Origin of the sequence: Actinoplanes oblitus, from assembly GCF_030252345.1 — a bacterium.
Taxonomy (GTDB): Bacteria; Actinomycetota; Actinomycetes; order Mycobacteriales; family Micromonosporaceae; genus Actinoplanes; species Actinoplanes oblitus.
Window position 1 is genome coordinate 1,447,081 of record NZ_CP126980.1, and the last position, 14,708, is coordinate 1,461,788.

Consider the following 14,708-nt stretch of genomic DNA (forward strand, 5'->3'; position numbering starts at 1 on the left):
ATCAGAAGGTCTTGGTCTCGGTCGGCGCCCACTCGCAGATGCCGGCCTTCTCCTCGTCGGCGTGCGGGTGCACGTGGTCGTGTCCCGGCTCGGCGTGGTGCCCGGCCGGCTCCGGCGGCACCCCCTCGTGCGCGATCCGGCCGTCGTGCACCACCACGGCCCGGCCGATCAGCGGCCGCAGCGGGCCCAGCTCGTGCAGCACCAGCAGGATCGTCCCGCCGTCCGCGGCGAACCTGGTCAGCGCCGCGGCGAACGCCTCCTGGCTGGCCGCGTCCACGCCGGCCGTCGGCTCGTCGAGGACCAGCAGGTCGGGCCGGCCGGCCAGGGCCCGGGCGATCAGGGTGCGCTGCTGCTGCCCGCCGGAGAGGGTGGCGACCGGGTCGCCGATCCGGTCGAGCAGCCCGACCGCGTCGAGAGCCGCCCGGACGGCGGCGCGGTCGGCGGTCCCGGGCGGCCGGAACAGGCCGCGGCGGGCCAGCCGGCCGGAGGACACCACCTCGCCGACGGTGGCCGGTACCCCGCTGCCGGCGCCGAGCCGCTGCGGCACGTAACCGATCCGCTCCCACCGGCGGAACCGGCGCTGCGGCGTACCGAAAAGGTCGATCTCGCCGCGGCGGACCGGAACCAGGCCGAGGACCGTGCGGATCAGCGTGGACTTCCCGGAGCCGTTGGCGCCGAGCACGGCGACCACCTCGCCGGCGGTGACGCTCAGCGTGACGTCCCGCAGGATCTCCCGGCCGTCATATCCGGCCGCCATGTGCCGGACCTCGATGACGCTCATGTGCCGCACCCCAATGCCGTGGTCAGAGCGGCCAGGTTGGCCCGCATCACCGAGAAGTAGTCCGCGTCCGGGTCGGTCAGGCCCTCGAGCGGGTCGAGCACCGCCGTGGTCGCGCCGGCCTCGCGGGCGATCGTCTCGGCGACCTTGGGACTGACCAGCGTCTCGAAGAAGATGGTGGTGGTGCCGCGCGCCCGGGCCTCGGCCGCGACCTGGGCCAGCCGGCGCGGCGACGGCTCCGCCTCCGGGTCCACGCCGGTGATCCCGACCTGGGTCAGGTGGTACCGGTCGGCCAGGTAGTGGAAGGCGGTGTGGCTGGTGACCAGCTCGCGCCGCCGGCAGGTGGCCAGGCCCGCGGCGAACTCGCCGTCCAGCTCGGTGAGCTGCCGGTGCAGCGTCGCGGCGCGGGCCGCGTAGTCGGCGGCGTGGTCCGGGTCGGCCTCGGCCAGGCGCCCGGCCAGGTGGTCACCGATCTCGGCGAGCCGGACGGGGTCGAGCCAGACGTGCGGATCGGTGCCGCCGTGCTCCCCGGCCTCGCCGCGCAGCAGGGGCACCGCGGTGGACACGTCGTAACCCTGCCGCCGCCCGTTCTGCGCTATCGCCTCGTCCACGGCGGGCTGGAAGCCGTGCAGGTAAACGGCCACCTCGGCGTCGACGATCCGGGCCACCTGGCGGGGGCTCAGCTCCACGTCGTGCGGCTCGGCGCCGGGCTTGGTCAGGTTCGTCACCCGGACCAGGTCACCGCCGATCCGCTCGCTGACGAACTGCAGCGGGTAGAACGCGGCGACGACCGGCAGCCGGCCGCCGGCCTCGGCCCGCGCGCCGCAGCCGGCCAGGGTGGCCAGCACGAGCAGCGGGGCGAGCAGGCGGCGCATCATGCCACCAACTGTGGGCGATAATGACAATGATTGTCAAAAGCGCATGCGTTCTACGCCATCGCCTTGCTGACCACCGCCACGGTCAACAGGGTGAGCAGCACCGCCCGGACCAGCCGGGTGACCGGCGACTGCACCGGCCAGGTGGTGAAGGTCAGGGTGGCCAGCCCGGCGGCGAGCAGGCCGAGCAGCAGCGCGCCGACCACGCCGGGGAGGAACAGCCCGGCCAGCAGCAGGACGAGCGCGGTGAGGAACGCCGTGGTCGGGTTCACGCGCGCGAGGCGGCGCAGGAAATGGTCGGACGTCGTCACCGTGGCTCCTGTCGGTGTGCGTAGGCTCGTCACATGCTGGTGCTCAACCGCTTCACGGTCCCGCCGGACACGCGGGACGGATTCCTGGAGCGGGCGCACGCCGCGCTCGCCGCCCTGGCCGGGTGCCCGGGTTACCTCTCCGGCCGGCTCACCCGGGCGCTGGAGGACACCGCCGCCTGGACCCTGGTGACCGAGTGGGAGTCGGTCGGAGCGTACCGCCGGGCGCTGGGCGCCTTCGACGTCAAGGTGCACGCCACCCCGCTGCTCGCGCAGTCGCTGGACGAGCCGTCCGCCTTCGAGACGCTGGCGAGCGCCGGGCCGGGGGAGCCCGTCAAGATCATGGAGAGTGACCGGGCCGCCGAGCCCTGGCGCTGAACACTAGGCTGGGATCCATGGCCTACGGTCAACCGCCCTTCCCGCCCACCTCGCCGGTCGCCCCGCCGGTCGCCGTGGCGCCGCCCGCGCCGGTCGCGCCGCCCCCGCCGCCCGGTCCCGGGGTGCACCCACCGTTCCCGGCACCGCCGGTCGAGGGGCGTGGCCGCCGGATCGGGCTCGGCTTCGGCGTCGGCGCCGGCATCCTGGTGCTGGTCTGCGGCGGCGGGCTGGCCGCGGTGATCGGCCTGGCCGTCGCGATGAGCAGCGCGCTCAACGAGCAGGCGCACGTGGTGGTCGGCGACTACCTGGACGCGGTGCACGACCGGGACTACGACAAGGCCTACGACCAGCTCTGCCAGGAGACCAAGAGCTTCGAGAGCCGCGCTCAGTACCGGCAGCGGATGGCCCGCGAGGAGCCGTTCGACGAGTACTCCATCGGTGACGTCAACCCGGTCAGCGGCCAGGTCCCGGTCGAGCTGACCTATCCGGACGGCGACGTCGAGCACGTGTCCGCGCAGCTGGGGCAGAACACCAGCACGGGCGCGTTCGAGGTGTGCAGTCTCGGAGAGTAATCTTCCAAGTCGTCCAACAATCACCGACACCCCCGCCGACACCCAGCCGGCGTAGGAGACTCATGCCTGCCGACCGTATCGATTCCGTTGTCAGCCTTGCCAAGCGCCGGGGCTTCGTCTTCCCCTCCAGTGAGATCTACGGAGGGACCCGCTCGGCCTGGGACTACGGTCCGCTGGGCGTCGAGCTGAAGGAGAACGTCCGCCGGCAGTGGTGGCGGACCATGGTCCAGCAGCGCGACGACATCGTCGGCCTGGACTCCGCGGTGATCCTGGCCAAGGACGTCTGGGCCGCCTCCGGTCACCTCGACGCGTTCGTCGACCCGCTGACCGAGTGCCAGTCCTGCCACAAGCGCTTCCGGGCCGACCACCTGGAGGAGGCCTACGAGGCCAAGCACGGCAGCCTGCCGTCCTCGCTGTCCGACCTGAACTGCCCGAACTGCGGCAACAAGGGCACCTTCACCGAGCCGAAGATGTTCAACGGCCTGATGAAGACCTACCTCGGCCCGACCGAGAGCACCGAGGGCCTGCACTACCTGCGCCCGGAGACCGCCCAGGGCATCTTCGTGAACTACGCCAACGTGGCGACCGCGGCCCGCAAGAAGCCGCCGTTCGGCATCGCCCAGGTCGGCAAGAGCTTCCGGAACGAGATCACCCCGGGCAACTTCATCTTCCGTACGCGTGAGTTCGAGCAGATGGAGATGGAGTTCTTCGTCGCGCCCGGCAGCGACGAGGAGTGGCACGAGTACTGGCTGCAGGAGCGCTGGAACTGGTACCGCGGCCTCGGCCTGTCGGAGAGCAACCTGCGGTTCTACGAGCACCCCAAGGAGAAGCTCTCGCACTACTCGAAGCGGACCGTCGACATCGAGTACCGCTTCCAGTTCGGCGGCAACGAGTTCGCCGAGCTCGAGGGCATCGCGAACCGCACCGACTTCGACCTGGCCACGCACTCCAAGCACTCCGGCGTCGACCTGTCCTACTTCGACCAGGAGAAGGGCGAGCGCTGGACGCCGTACGTGATCGAGCCGGCCGCCGGCCTGACCCGCGCGGTGCTGGCCTTCCTGCTCGAGGCGTACGACGAGGACGAGGCGCCGAACACCAAGGGCGGCGTCGACAAGCGCACGGTCATGCGGTTCGACCCGCGGCTGGCCCCGGTCAAGGTCGCGGTGCTGCCGCTGTCCCGCAACCCGGAGCTGTCGCCGAAGGCCAAGGGACTCGCCGCCGACCTGCGCAAGCGCTGGATCGTCGAGTTCGACGACTCGCAGGCGATCGGCCGCCGCTACCGCCGCCAGGACGAGATCGGCACGCCGTTCTGCGTCACCGTCGACTTCGACACGCTCACCGACGACGCGGTGACGGTTCGGGACCGCGACACCATGCAGCAGGAGCGGGTCTCGCTGTCCCAGATCGAGGACTACCTGATCAAGCGGCTGCCCGGCTGCTGATCGTCCGACGTCCGTGCAGGCGGGGCATGGCGTTGGCCATGCCCCGCCCTCGTGTCCGGACCGCCGGCGCTGATCGGACCGGAGGCCGTCAGAACTCGAAGCCGCCCGGGCGGCCGTTGCGGTCGGCGATCAGGCCGGCCAGGACCGCGACGGCGATCTCCGCGCCGGTGCGGCTGCCGATGTTGAGGCCGACCGGGCGACGGACCCGCGCGATCTTCTCCTCCGGCACGCCGAGCTCGCGCAGCGCCGCCACGTGCGGCCCCTCGTGCCGCGGATTGCCCACGATGCCGATCCACCGGGACTCGCCGGCCAGTGCCTCGCGCAGCAGCGGCCCGATCTCCGGCCGGTGATGGTCGGTGAGCAGCACGTCGGTGTGCTCGTCCGGCTCCGCCGCCGCCAGGTCGGCGACCACCCGATCGCCGTGCGGCCGCGGCGTGCCACCCAGCCGGGTCGGATCCGGCTCCACCAGCACGACCTGAAAGCCCAGCTCGATCCCGAACCGGGCCAGCATCTCCGCCACCGGAGACGCGAACACCGCCACCAGCCTGCGCGGACCCACCTCGTCAGTCACGCATCGACTCTGTCAGACGAACCCGGCTCCCGCATCGCCACGACCCGAGGCCGGGCGCCGGCTCCCGGCCCGGCATCGGGACGGCAGGCCCCGGTGTGGCTGCCGGGCAGTGGTTCTGATCTCCGGAACCACCCGCGGGCAATGAAGGGCGGGCTGATCGTCCTGGACGCGCAGCGGCCAGATCGGCCCGCCCGGCCCGCGCGGGAGCAAACGATCCGCACCACGGCGGACGTGCGGATAAGAGGATCTTGATTTCGATCTTGGCTTTGACTTTGGCCAGGCTGGCCAGCCACCCTAGAGCGCGTGACAGCACCGCTCATGCTCGGCAACCATGCCGTCAACCCGCCCGTCGTGCTCGCCCCGATGGCGGGGATCACCAACGTGGCGTTCCGGCGGCTCTGCCGGGAGCAGGGCGGCGGCGTCTACGTCTGCGAGATGATCACGACGCGGGCGCTGGTGGAGCGGATCCCCAAGACGCTCAAGATGATCGCGTTCGCCGAGGACGAGGGTTTCCGCAGCCTGCAGCTCTACGGCGTGGATCCGGACGTGACCGAGGCCGCCGTCCGGATGGTCGGCGAGCGCGACCTGGCCGACCACGTCGACCTGAACTTCGGCTGTCCGGTGCCGAAGGTGACCCGGCGCGGCGGCGGCTCGGCCCTGCCCTGGCGGCGCAAGCTGTTCGGCCGCATCGTCCGGCAGGCGGTGCGGGCCGCCGACGCCTACGGCCTCCCGCTCACCATCAAGATGCGCAAGGGCATCGACGAGGACCATCTGACGTACGTGGAAGCCGGCCTCACCGCGCAGGACGCCGGGGTGGCCGCCGTGGCCCTGCACGCCCGCACCGCCGAGCAGCGCTACTCCGGCCAGGCGGACTGGGACGCGATCGCCACCCTCAAGCAGGCCCTGGACGTCCCGGTGCTGGGCAACGGCGACATCTGGGAGGGCTCGGACGCGCTGCGGATGGTGGCGCACACCGGCGTCGACGGCGTGGTCGTGGGCCGCGGTTGCCTGGGCCGCCCGTGGCTGTTCGCCGACCTGGAGGCCGCGTTCACCCAGGGCGCCGGCTACCGGCCGGTGCTGCCCGCCCTCGGCGAGGTTGCCAAGATCATGTCCCGGCACGCGCAGCTGCTGGTCGAGGCGCTGGAGGACGAGCGGCACGGCTGCGCCGACTTCCGCAAGCACGTCGCCTGGTACCTGAAGGGTTTCCCGGTCGGCGGTGACCTGCGCCGCAGCCTCGCGATGATCTCCTCCCTGGCCGAACTGGACGACCTGCTCGGCAAGCTCGACCCGGCCGTCCCGTTCCCGGTCGAGTCGCTGGGCCAGCCGCGCGGCCGGGTGAACGCCCCCGGCAAGGTCTCCCTCCCGCACGGCTGGCTCGACTCCCGCGACGACGACACCGTCCCGGAGGGCGCCGAGACCGACGAGTCCGGCGGCTGACCGCGGCGGCGAACGAGATCACCTACCGGTCGGCGGTTGCCGGCAACCGGCTGGTGAACCGGTTAAGCTGACCGGCATGGCAACGATTCTGATCACCGGGTCCAGCGACGGCATCGGGCGGCACACGGCGCAGGTCCTGGCGGCGGGCGGGCACCGGGTGACCCTGCACGCCCGCGACGAGCGGCGTGCCGAGGACGCGCGCAAGGCCGTGCCGGCCGCCGCCGGCGTGCTGGTCGGTGATCTGTCCTCGCTGGCGCAGACCCGCGAGCTGGCCCGGCAGGCCGTGGCGGCGGGACCCTTCGACGTGGTGATCCACAACGCCGGGGTCGGCGGCGGGCAGCGTGCCCCGGAGCTCACCGAGGACGGGCTGGAGCGGATCTTCCAGGTGAACACCCTGGCGCCCTACCTGTTGACGGCGCTGATGCCGGTGCCGGCCCGGCTCATCTACCTGACCTCGGGGCTGGAGTCGGCCGGTCGGGCCCGCCTCGACGACGCGCAGTGGCGGGCCCGGCCGTGGGACGGGATGCAGGCCTACAGCGACTCGAAGCTGTACGACGTGATGCTCGCCTTCGCGGTGGCCCAGCGATGGCCCGGCACGCTGAGCAACGCGGTGGACCCGGGCTGGATCCGCACCCGGCTGGGCGGCCCGCAGGCCACCGACGACCTGCCGGCGGGCGCCGAGACCCAGGTGTGGCTGGCCACCTCGGACGAGCCGGCGGCCACGGTCACCGGGCAGTACTTCAAGCGCCGTACGTCGCTGACCGCCAACCCGCAGGCCTACGACGAGGGACTGCGGGAGCGGCTGCTCGCCCTCTGCGCGGAGCTCACCGGCGTCGCGATGCCGGCCTGACCGGTCAGCGCAGCCGGGCCTGGTCGGCGGCGGCGCGACCGGACTCCCAGCCCTCCAGGCTGTCGACGCGGCTGCCGCGGGCGCGCACCGTGCGCGGGAAGACCTTCTCCATCGCGGCGCGGACCTGCAGGTCGCGGTCGCGCAGGACGGGGAGCAGATCGCCGTGCCCGGCGTACTCGCGGTCGGCGGCCTGGCGCAGGCGCTCACCGATCCGGGCCGCGTAGGCGATCAGGAACGAGCGGCGGAACGCCTTGACCCTGGCCTTGCCCTTGGCCGGCTCGTCGCGGGTCATCGCCCGGTTCGCCTGGACCAGCAGCGACGTGTAGATCAGCTCGACCGCGTCGATGTCGGCGTCGAACCCGAAGATCGTGCTGAAGCCCAGCTCGGGTGACCAGACCGTGCGGCAGCTGTTGGCGCGCGAGACGGCGTCGAGCAGGCTGGCCTTCTCGTTCTCGTAGGGGTGGTCGACGCCGATCCGGCGGGCGAACGGCACGACGTCGACGGCCGGGGCGGTGACCTCCTCGATCCGGTACCGGGTGATCAGCTCCTGCGCCTTCGTGCTGTACGCCTCCGCCTCGGCCGGGAAGTCGGTGGCCTCGGCCTTGGCCAGCAGGGCCCGGACCCGGTCGAGGACCCGCTGGTCGGCGTGGTGGTGCACGGTGGTGGCCGGGGTGCCCGGCGGCGGGATGAGGATCTCGATGGCCGGCAGCAGGCGCAGCTCGGCGAGCAGGCCGAGGGAGGCGTCGAGCAGCGCGATGGGATCCGGCCGGCGGCCTTCGGCGACCTTCAGCTGGACGACCTGGGCCCGCCAGTCCTCGTCGACCGGCTCCTTGCCCGCCAGGAACGCGGCGGCGGCCTCGGCGACCAGCCGGCCCTGGATCGGATCACCCCGGCGGGCGATGGCCCGGTGCAGCTCCACCGGCTGCCAGCCGGTGCGGAACAACCTGTCGAACTCGTCGCCCAGCGCGGTCCGCAGCGCCCCGTCGACCTCGCCGGCCGGAACGCCGGTCAGCAGGTCGAGGGCGGTTTCGTGGTCGAGCTCTCCGGCCCGGACGCGTGCGAGGATCTCCCGGGCCGACATGCGGCAAATGCTAGTGCCGTGGGCGGGGAGGGTGGTGCGGACCCTCCCCGCCAGGGGTGGCGGTCACGGATTACCGGGCGCGGATCAGACGTCGAGCTCGTTCTCGATGTGGCGCAGCCGGTGCCGGGCCATCGCGAGGTTCGCACGGTCCCGGCGCAGCGCCACGTACAGGAACAGGCCCTTGCCCTGCCGGCTGGTGAGCGGCCGGATCATGTGGTACTGGGTGTCCAGCGTGATCAGGATGTCCTCGATCTTCTCGGAGAGGTTGAGCATCTCCATCGCCCGCAGCTTCGAGCGGACCACGTCCGTGTTGCCGGCCGCGGCGACCGTCAGGTCGAGGTCCTTGCCGCCGCCGAGGGTGCCCAGGGCCATGCCGCTGGTGTGGTCGACGAGAGCGACGCCGATGCAGCCGTCGATCTCCATAACTTCCTTCAGTGCGGTGTCCATGTCGGCCATGGGATTGGTTCCTCCGTTGTGGGATGGCGGGCCGCTGGCACAGCGGCGCCGGATGGATGCGGCGGGATGCCGCGGTGCGATCTGCCGGTCACCCGGCCGCCGTGCGGCGGCGCGGGGCGTTCGACAGGGTGGCCATCGGGGTCCGCCGGGCCAGCGGGATCGACGACGGTCCGGTCTGTTGCGGAATCTCCGGTCGCAACTGCTTCTGCGACGCGTTCTCCAGGGCCAGGAGCTTGACGATCCGGCGTACGCACCGCCGCGCCTCCAGATGCACCATGGCGAGGTTCGCGTCGCCCGAGGTGACCACCGTGAGCAGCGCGTTCGGTCCGGCGGTGTACGAGGTGATGTATCCGCCGTCGCACTCGACGACGGACTCCCGCAGCTCGCCGTGGTTCACCGCGTGCGCGAACCGGCGCGCCAGCGCCAGGTGCGCCGCGGCGAGAGCGGCCAGGGTGTCCGGTTCGATGCCGTGTGAATCGTGTGCGACGACCAGCCCGTCGGCGGTGGCGAGCACGCTGCCGGACAGCTCGGGCACCTTGCTCCGCAGGCGGCCCAACTCGTCCAGTACCGCCGGATCCACCGTCATCCTCGGACGCTCCTTGTCATTCTCGGGGGTGCGCGTGTCACCGCAGGGCCCGCAATGCGGTACGTATGCGTTTCAGCAGGACTTCGTCGGTGCCCTGATGCACCGGCGGGTTCTCGACGGCGAGTTCCTTGGGCAGCTTCGCCCCGGGTTTGCGCCGGGCCAGCCGGGGCAACCGGTTCGGCCCGGTGTTTCCCTCCCCGGGCGGCGGCGCCGGTGGCGGAGGTGCCGGTGGCGGGCCGCTTATCACCGGTACGGCCGGTGCCGGCTCGGCCACCGGCGGGGCGGGCCGGGTCACCGGCGCCGAGTCGCCCCGGTGCGGTGGGAGGCGGACGAAGTCCAGGGACTCCGACGCGCGTTCCTTCGGCAGCTCGATGAGGCCCAGCGCCGCGAGCCGGCGCAGCTCCTGGATGGTCGCGTAGCCCGCCCGGCCCAGCAGCAGCGCCAGGTCGGCGGGCGTGCGCTGCCCGTCCGCGTGGATCAGCAGCTCCCACTGCAGCGCGGTGACCGTCACCCGCTCCCGCGGCGGCCGGGCCACCGGGATCACCGGGGCCGTGTCGATCCGCGGGTTCGGGAAGATCTCGTCGAGGAGCGTGACCCGTCGTCGTACCTCGCGCCGCACCGCTGCCGCGTCGATGTGCACCACCGGCCCCAGCCAGTGCGTGGCGGAGGGCAGGAAGTCGACCGGCGCGGCGGCCGTGGCGAGCGCGAAGTACGCCGCGTCGTAGGTCGCCCCGAGCACGCACAGCTCCAGCTCACCCTGGGTGAGATGACCCTGCTCGACCAGCAGCCGGCCCACCCGGGCCGTCGAGGTGGCCTGGTCCAGCGCGTTCTGCCAGGTACGCCCGGCCAGCCGCCCGGACGAGGTGAGCAGCTCGCCCACCCCGGGCGCGGCCGGCGACTCGGCGTAGATGACCCGGCCCTCGAAGACGTAGACCGCGCCGCCGGGATGGCCACCCACCACCAGCGCTCCGGTCTGCCGCTCGTCGGCGACCTGCGTGAGCAGATCGCCGGGTGCGGCGGTCTTCGTGGGGGCCACCGTTACTCCTCGCTGGTGTGTGCGTTGGTCATGTCGCGACGAGCTCGTCGGTGAGGCGCTGCATCATGCGGCGGGCTACGGCGAGGTTGCCGCGCACCCGGTCCAGCCAGACGTAGAGCACCAGACGGCTGTCGAACTCGGTCTGGACGACGCGCAGGAGGTGGTAACCACCGGCGGTCGTGATGATCAGGTCTTCGAGCAGGTCGTGCGGGATGGCCGAGACGAACAGCGATCGGCTGTTCGCGGCCTGGACCACGTCCGCGGTCCCGGCCGCCGCGGCCTCGTGGTCCGCATTGGGCGCGGCTCCGGTCGTGGCGACCGGAAAGCCTGTGGTGTAGTCGACGATGCTGGCCCCGACCGCGCCGGGGATCGTCATGGCCTCCTGTAGGCAGTGATCGACGCCGGGCACTTCTCTCCTCAGCGCTGCTGCCGGGCTTCGTTTGCTCGGCCGTGTTCAGTTGAGTCGTTCGCCGGCGGCCGCTGGTCACTCGGCCACCACCGTGCGCCATCCTCCGGTGACACGGAGGAGACAGGTCGCACGGTTTGTGCGTCATGGTCCGGTGGCCGGGATCCGTGGCCGGGTGCGGTACCGGTGCGGGATCAGCAGCGGCAGCGTCCGGATCGGTGGCGGGGTGACCTCACCCAGCCAGTGCCGTTCCCCCGGGACGAACCGGGCGGGCGCGTCCGCCTGGCGCAGCAGCACGCGGGTGGCGCCGGCGATCGCCGCACGCACCCGCAGGGCCAGCTCGTGCTGGCCGAGCCAGCCGTCGCGCAGCAGCACCCGGCCGACCCGGCAGTCCGGGTGACCCTCCGCGTACGCCGACCGCCAGGTCCGCGGGGTCAGCCGGCCGGACCTGATCAGTCGCTCGGCCAGGCTCGGCGCGGCCGGCGACTCGGCGTACGCGATCCGGCCCGCCACCAGGTAGAACACCCCACCCGGGGTGCCGCCCACGTGGAGCGCGCCGGTACGCCCGGACTCGCCCAACTCGCTCAGCAGGCGCCGCATCGTGGCGGTCGCCGGTGAACCAGGAATCACGGAACGTCATCCTGGGCGCCATCGAGTGCCGTCGTCGCACGGCCGGTCCGCCGCGCTGCCGGGGTCACCCGTCGGAGTCGCGTAACCTGATCGCCACGCGTCGATCGCCGGGAGGTCACATGCCCAGTCAGTGGGAGCAGGTCACTGTGGACTGCGTGGACCCCGCCCGGCTGGGCCGCTGGTGGGCCGAGGCGCTCGGCTTCGTGATCGTCGACGAGGACGACGACGTGCTGGAGATCCGGCGGGCTACCGACGTGCTGCCCGGGCTGCTGTTCGTCCGTAATCCCGACGCCAAGCGGGTGAAGAACCGGCTGCACCTGGACCTGCGCCCGGACGACCAGGAGGTCGAGGTGGAACGGCTGGTCAACATGGGTGCCCGGCCGGTCGACATCGGTCAGGGCGACGTCTCCTGGGTGTGCCTGGCCGACCCCGAGGGCAACGAGTTCTGCGTGCTGCGCAGCCGTCAGTAACGGAATTCGCCGATCAGCGAGCGGATCTCGCCGGCCGCGCCGCTGACCAGCTCGGCCGAGTGCCGGGTGGTGTTCGCCCCCTCCGCGGTGTTCGCGCTGGATCGGCTGATGTGCGCCACGGTGCCGCTGATCTCGCCGGCCGCCGCGGACACCGCGCCCACGTTGCGGGCCAGCTCGTCGGTGGTGGCGGCCTGCTCCTCGACCGCGGCCGCGATGGTCCGTTGCCCGTCGTCGATCCGGCCGATCACCTCGGCGATCGCCTCGATCGCGCCGGCCGTGCCGCTGCTCATCTCCTGGATCGTCAGGATCTTCGCGGTGATGTCCGCGGTGGCCTGCGCGGTCTCCTGAGCCAGGTCCTTGACCTCGGTGGCGACCACCGCGAACCCCTTGCCCGCGTGCCCGGCCCGGGCCGCCTCGATGCTCGCGTTGAGCGCCAGCAGGTTGGTCTGCTCGGCGATCTTCGTGATCATCTGCACGATGTCGCCTACCTCCCGGCTCGCCTCGCTGAGCCGGGTCACCGCCTCCGCGGTCCGGTTCGCGCTGGTGGTCGCCTCGTTCGTGGTGGCCGCCGCGGACGAGGTCTGCTTGGCGATCTCCCGGATCGACGCGGACAGCTGCTCGGTGGCGGTCAGCATGTCGGTCACCGAGCCGGACACGTTCCCGGCCGAGCTGTCCGCGTTGCGTGCCTGCGACGAGGTCTCCTCCGCCGACCGGTCCAGCGTGCCGGCCAATTGCTGCAGCTCGGCGCTGGCCTCGGTGAGCACGCTCACCCGGTCGGCGGTGGCCGAGACGGTGCTCTGCAGCGCGCCGGTCGCCTCGTTCAGCGCGGCCGCCATCGCGCCCAGCTCGTCCTGGTTGAGCACCGGGGCGCGGACGGTCAGGTCCCGTCCGGCCAGGGCGCGCAGCGCCTCCAGCGTCCCGCGCAGCGGCCGGCGCACCGCGCGCACGGTCAGCGCGCAGGCGGCCGCGGTGATCAGGGCGGCCAGCAGCGCGGCCAGCACGATGAACCGGTTGCTCGACGAGGAGGCCTCCGAGCCGCCCGCGGCGGCGGCCTTGACCTCGGCGTACATCCGCTCGTCCAGACCGCCGAGCTTGTCCTCCAGATCCGCGTAGACGGCCAGGAAGCCGGGCAGTTTCCCGGCCGCGCTCCGGTGATCGGCGGCAGCCGTCGTCACCAGGTCGGCGGCCGTCTCGGTGTAGCCGACCACCGAGTCCCGGATGGCCGCGTAATCCGCCTTCAGGCTGTCCGGTGCCGATCGCGCGGCGTCGTCGTACATCGCCAGCATGGTCCGGCCGTGGTCGGTGACCTCGTCGACGGCGAGCTTCGCGCGCATGTCGGCGTTCGTGGCGTAGAGCGCCGACATCACGTCCGCCCGCAGCGCGTCGTGCATCATGTCCGCGTTCCACTGATCGCTCATCGCCTCGCTGACCGCGGCGATCTCCTCGTTCGCCGCCGACTGGTCACCGGCGTTGCGTACCGCGAATCCGGTCACCAGGCCGACCGAGAGCAGGCCGGCGGCGCCCATGACGAGCAGGCGGCCGACGATCGTGACGCCTCGGCGCCGGGAAACGGACTCCACGGCTAACCCATCGGCAACCGGGACAACTGGCTTAGGGTGATCACATGACGGCCGCTGACGCCCAGCGCTGGGCATCCGAGCCCGCCAAGGACAGTGGTTACGGCCGGACTCCGTACCAGCGGGACCGCGCCCGGGTGCTGCACTCGGCGGGCTTCCGCCGGCTCGCCGCCAAGACACAGGTGCACACCGCGGGCGTCGACGACTTCTTGCGTACGCGTCTGACGCACTCCCTGGAGGTCGCCCAGATCTCCCGGGAGATGGGCGCGCGCCTGGGCTGCGACCCGGACGTGGTGGACGTCGCCGGGCTTGCCCACGACATCGGGCACCCGCCGTTCGGGCACAACGGCGAGGCCGCCCTCGACCAGGTGGCCCAGCCCTGCGGCGGCTTCGAGGGCAACGCGCAGACCCTGCGGGTGCTCACCCGGCTGGAGGCCAAGGTGCCCGGCGCCGGCCTCAACCTGACCCGGGCCACGCTGGACGCCTGCTCGAAGTACCCGTGGTTCCGGCGGCCGGGCACCCGCAAGTTCGGGGTCTACGCCGACGACGAGCCGGTCTTCACCTGGCTGCGCCACGGCCGCGACGACGACCGCCGGTGCCTGGAGGCGCAGGTGATGGACTGGGCGGACGACGTGGCGTACTCGGTGCACGACGTCGAGGACGGGGTGCACGGCGGATACCTGGACCTCGGCCCGCTGCTGCACGACCCGGCCGAGCGCGCCGAGCTCTGCGCCGACGTGGCCGCCACCTACTCCGACGAGACCCCCGACCAGCTCGGGGCGGCCCTCGACCACCTGCTCGCCGATCCGGCGGTGGCCGCCGTCGGTGACTACGACGGGTCGTACGCCGCCCAGATCGCCCTGAAACGGATGACCAGCGTGCTGACCGGCCGGTTCGTCTCGTCAGCGGTCGGTGCCACGCACAGCCAGTACGGCACCGACCCGATGCGCCGCTACGACGCCGACCTGGTCGTCCCGCGCACCGTGCGGAACCAGTGCGCGCTGCTCAAGGGGATGGCGTTCCGCTACGTGATGCGCAGCCGGGCCGCCGAGCAGTGGTACGCGCAGCAGCGGATCATCCTGGTCGAGCTGGTGGCGGCGCTCGGGCGTACGCCGGAGAAGTTGGATCCCCTCTTCCGGCCGCGCCACGCGGCCGCCGCGTCGGAGGCCGAGGCCCTCCGGGTGATAGTCGATCAGGTGGCGTCGCTCACCGACCACGCGGCGGTGGCCTGGCACCGCGACCTCTGCTGACCGGC

18 protein-coding genes are annotated in these 14,708 nt (G+C 72.4%); 7 read left to right on the top strand and 11 right to left on the bottom strand.

Features of this window, described 5'->3' with window-relative positions; genetic code table 11:
* Position 1: 1 nt before the first annotated feature.
* The 3 genes from Actob_RS06615 to Actob_RS06625 are packed head-to-tail and all read right to left on the bottom strand — an operon-like array spanning position 2 to position 2,063.
* A complete protein-coding gene (locus tag Actob_RS06615; protein ID WP_284919166.1) occupies positions 2-781 on the bottom strand; it encodes a metal ABC transporter ATP-binding protein in 780 nt (259 codons plus the stop codon).
* Entirely contained in the window at positions 778-1,656 is an 879-nt protein-coding gene (locus tag Actob_RS06620) for a metal ABC transporter substrate-binding protein (RefSeq protein ID WP_284919167.1), read from the bottom strand. The genes Actob_RS06615 and Actob_RS06620 overlap by 4 nt, the downstream gene beginning before the upstream one ends.
* A 50-nt stretch (positions 1,657-1,706) precedes the next feature.
* Positions 1,707-2,063 (bottom strand): DUF6703 family protein, encoded by a 357-nt coding sequence (locus Actob_RS06625; RefSeq protein ID WP_328518416.1) that lies wholly within the window; start codon positions 2,061-2,063, stop codon positions 1,707-1,709.
* On the opposite strand from Actob_RS06625, the gene Actob_RS06630 reads away from it, so the two are divergent.
* The 3 genes from Actob_RS06630 to Actob_RS06640 all read left to right on the top strand — a co-directional run bounded on the left by Actob_RS06630 (position 1,998) and on the right by Actob_RS06640 (position 4,353).
* Positions 1,998-2,339, top strand: a complete 342-nt coding sequence (locus Actob_RS06630) for an antibiotic biosynthesis monooxygenase family protein (protein ID WP_284919169.1) — start codon at positions 1,998-2,000, stop codon at positions 2,337-2,339. The two genes, Actob_RS06625 and Actob_RS06630, sit on opposite strands and share 66 nt — an antisense overlap.
* A gap of 17 nt (positions 2,340-2,356) precedes the next feature.
* Positions 2,357-2,911 carry a hypothetical protein gene (locus tag Actob_RS06635; protein WP_284919170.1) on the top strand — a complete coding sequence of 185 codons (555 nt, stop codon included), beginning with the start codon at positions 2,357-2,359 and terminating at the stop codon, positions 2,909-2,911.
* A gap of 62 nt (positions 2,912-2,973) precedes the next feature.
* Positions 2,974-4,353 carry a glycine--tRNA ligase gene (locus tag Actob_RS06640; RefSeq protein ID WP_284919171.1) on the top strand — a complete coding sequence of 460 codons (1,380 nt, stop codon included), beginning with the start codon at positions 2,974-2,976 and terminating at the stop codon, positions 4,351-4,353.
* Between the two features lie 88 nt (positions 4,354-4,441).
* Here the strand turns inward: Actob_RS06640 and Actob_RS06645 are convergent, their stop codons facing one another.
* Positions 4,442-4,924 (bottom strand): XdhC family protein, encoded by a 483-nt coding sequence (locus tag Actob_RS06645; RefSeq protein ID WP_284919172.1) that lies wholly within the window; start codon positions 4,922-4,924, stop codon positions 4,442-4,444.
* Between the two features lie 318 nt (positions 4,925-5,242).
* Between Actob_RS06645 and dusB the strand changes: the two genes are divergently transcribed.
* Both dusB and Actob_RS06655 read left to right on the top strand, forming a co-directional pair.
* Positions 5,243-6,361 carry a tRNA dihydrouridine synthase DusB gene (gene dusB, locus Actob_RS06650; RefSeq protein ID WP_284922249.1) on the top strand — a complete coding sequence of 373 codons (1,119 nt, stop codon included), beginning with the start codon at positions 5,243-5,245 and terminating at the stop codon, positions 6,359-6,361.
* Between the two features lie 76 nt (positions 6,362-6,437).
* A complete protein-coding gene (locus Actob_RS06655; RefSeq protein ID WP_284919173.1) occupies positions 6,438-7,211 on the top strand; it encodes an SDR family NAD(P)-dependent oxidoreductase in 774 nt (257 codons plus the stop codon).
* Positions 7,212-7,215: 4 nt separating this feature from the next.
* Here Actob_RS06655 and Actob_RS06660 read toward each other — a convergent pair whose 3' ends face one another.
* The 6 genes from Actob_RS06660 to Actob_RS06685 form a co-directional block, all read right to left on the bottom strand.
* On the bottom strand, positions 7,216-8,292 hold the full coding sequence (locus tag Actob_RS06660; RefSeq protein WP_284919174.1) for a DUF2786 domain-containing protein: 1,077 nt from the start codon (positions 8,290-8,292) through the stop codon (positions 7,216-7,218).
* An 84-nt stretch (positions 8,293-8,376) separates the two neighbouring features.
* Positions 8,377-8,748 carry a hypothetical protein gene (locus Actob_RS06665; protein WP_284919175.1) on the bottom strand — a complete coding sequence of 124 codons (372 nt, stop codon included), beginning with the start codon at positions 8,746-8,748 and terminating at the stop codon, positions 8,377-8,379.
* Positions 8,749-8,836: 88 nt separating this feature from the next.
* The gene (locus tag Actob_RS06670; protein ID WP_284919176.1) at positions 8,837-9,334 is read right to left on the bottom strand and encodes a roadblock/LC7 domain-containing protein; all 498 of its coding nucleotides are present in this window, start codon (positions 9,332-9,334) and stop codon (positions 8,837-8,839) included.
* Positions 9,335-9,371: 37 nt separating this feature from the next.
* On the bottom strand, positions 9,372-10,370 hold the full coding sequence (locus tag Actob_RS06675; RefSeq protein ID WP_284919177.1) for a DUF4388 domain-containing protein: 999 nt from the start codon (positions 10,368-10,370) through the stop codon (positions 9,372-9,374).
* Positions 10,371-10,398: 28 nt separating this feature from the next.
* Positions 10,399-10,779, bottom strand: a complete 381-nt coding sequence (locus Actob_RS06680; protein ID WP_284919178.1) for a hypothetical protein — start codon at positions 10,777-10,779, stop codon at positions 10,399-10,401.
* A gap of 141 nt (positions 10,780-10,920) precedes the next feature.
* A complete protein-coding gene (locus Actob_RS06685) occupies positions 10,921-11,406 on the bottom strand; it encodes a DUF4388 domain-containing protein (protein WP_284919179.1) in 486 nt (161 codons plus the stop codon).
* Between the two features lie 119 nt (positions 11,407-11,525).
* Between Actob_RS06685 and Actob_RS06690 the strand changes: the two genes are divergently transcribed.
* Positions 11,526-11,876: a VOC family protein gene (locus tag Actob_RS06690; protein ID WP_284919180.1), complete on the top strand. Its 351-nt coding sequence runs from the start codon at positions 11,526-11,528 to the stop codon at positions 11,874-11,876.
* Here Actob_RS06690 and Actob_RS06695 read toward each other — a convergent pair.
* Positions 11,870-13,456 carry a methyl-accepting chemotaxis protein gene (locus Actob_RS06695; protein WP_284919181.1) on the bottom strand — a complete coding sequence of 529 codons (1,587 nt, stop codon included), beginning with the start codon at positions 13,454-13,456 and terminating at the stop codon, positions 11,870-11,872. The two genes, Actob_RS06690 and Actob_RS06695, sit on opposite strands and share 7 nt — an antisense overlap.
* Before the next feature lie 44 nt (positions 13,457-13,500).
* Between Actob_RS06695 and Actob_RS06700 the strand changes: the two genes are divergently transcribed.
* Entirely contained in the window at positions 13,501-14,703 is a 1,203-nt protein-coding gene (locus Actob_RS06700) for a deoxyguanosinetriphosphate triphosphohydrolase (protein ID WP_284919182.1), read from the top strand.
* The last annotated feature ends 5 nt before the right edge of the window (positions 14,704-14,708 follow it).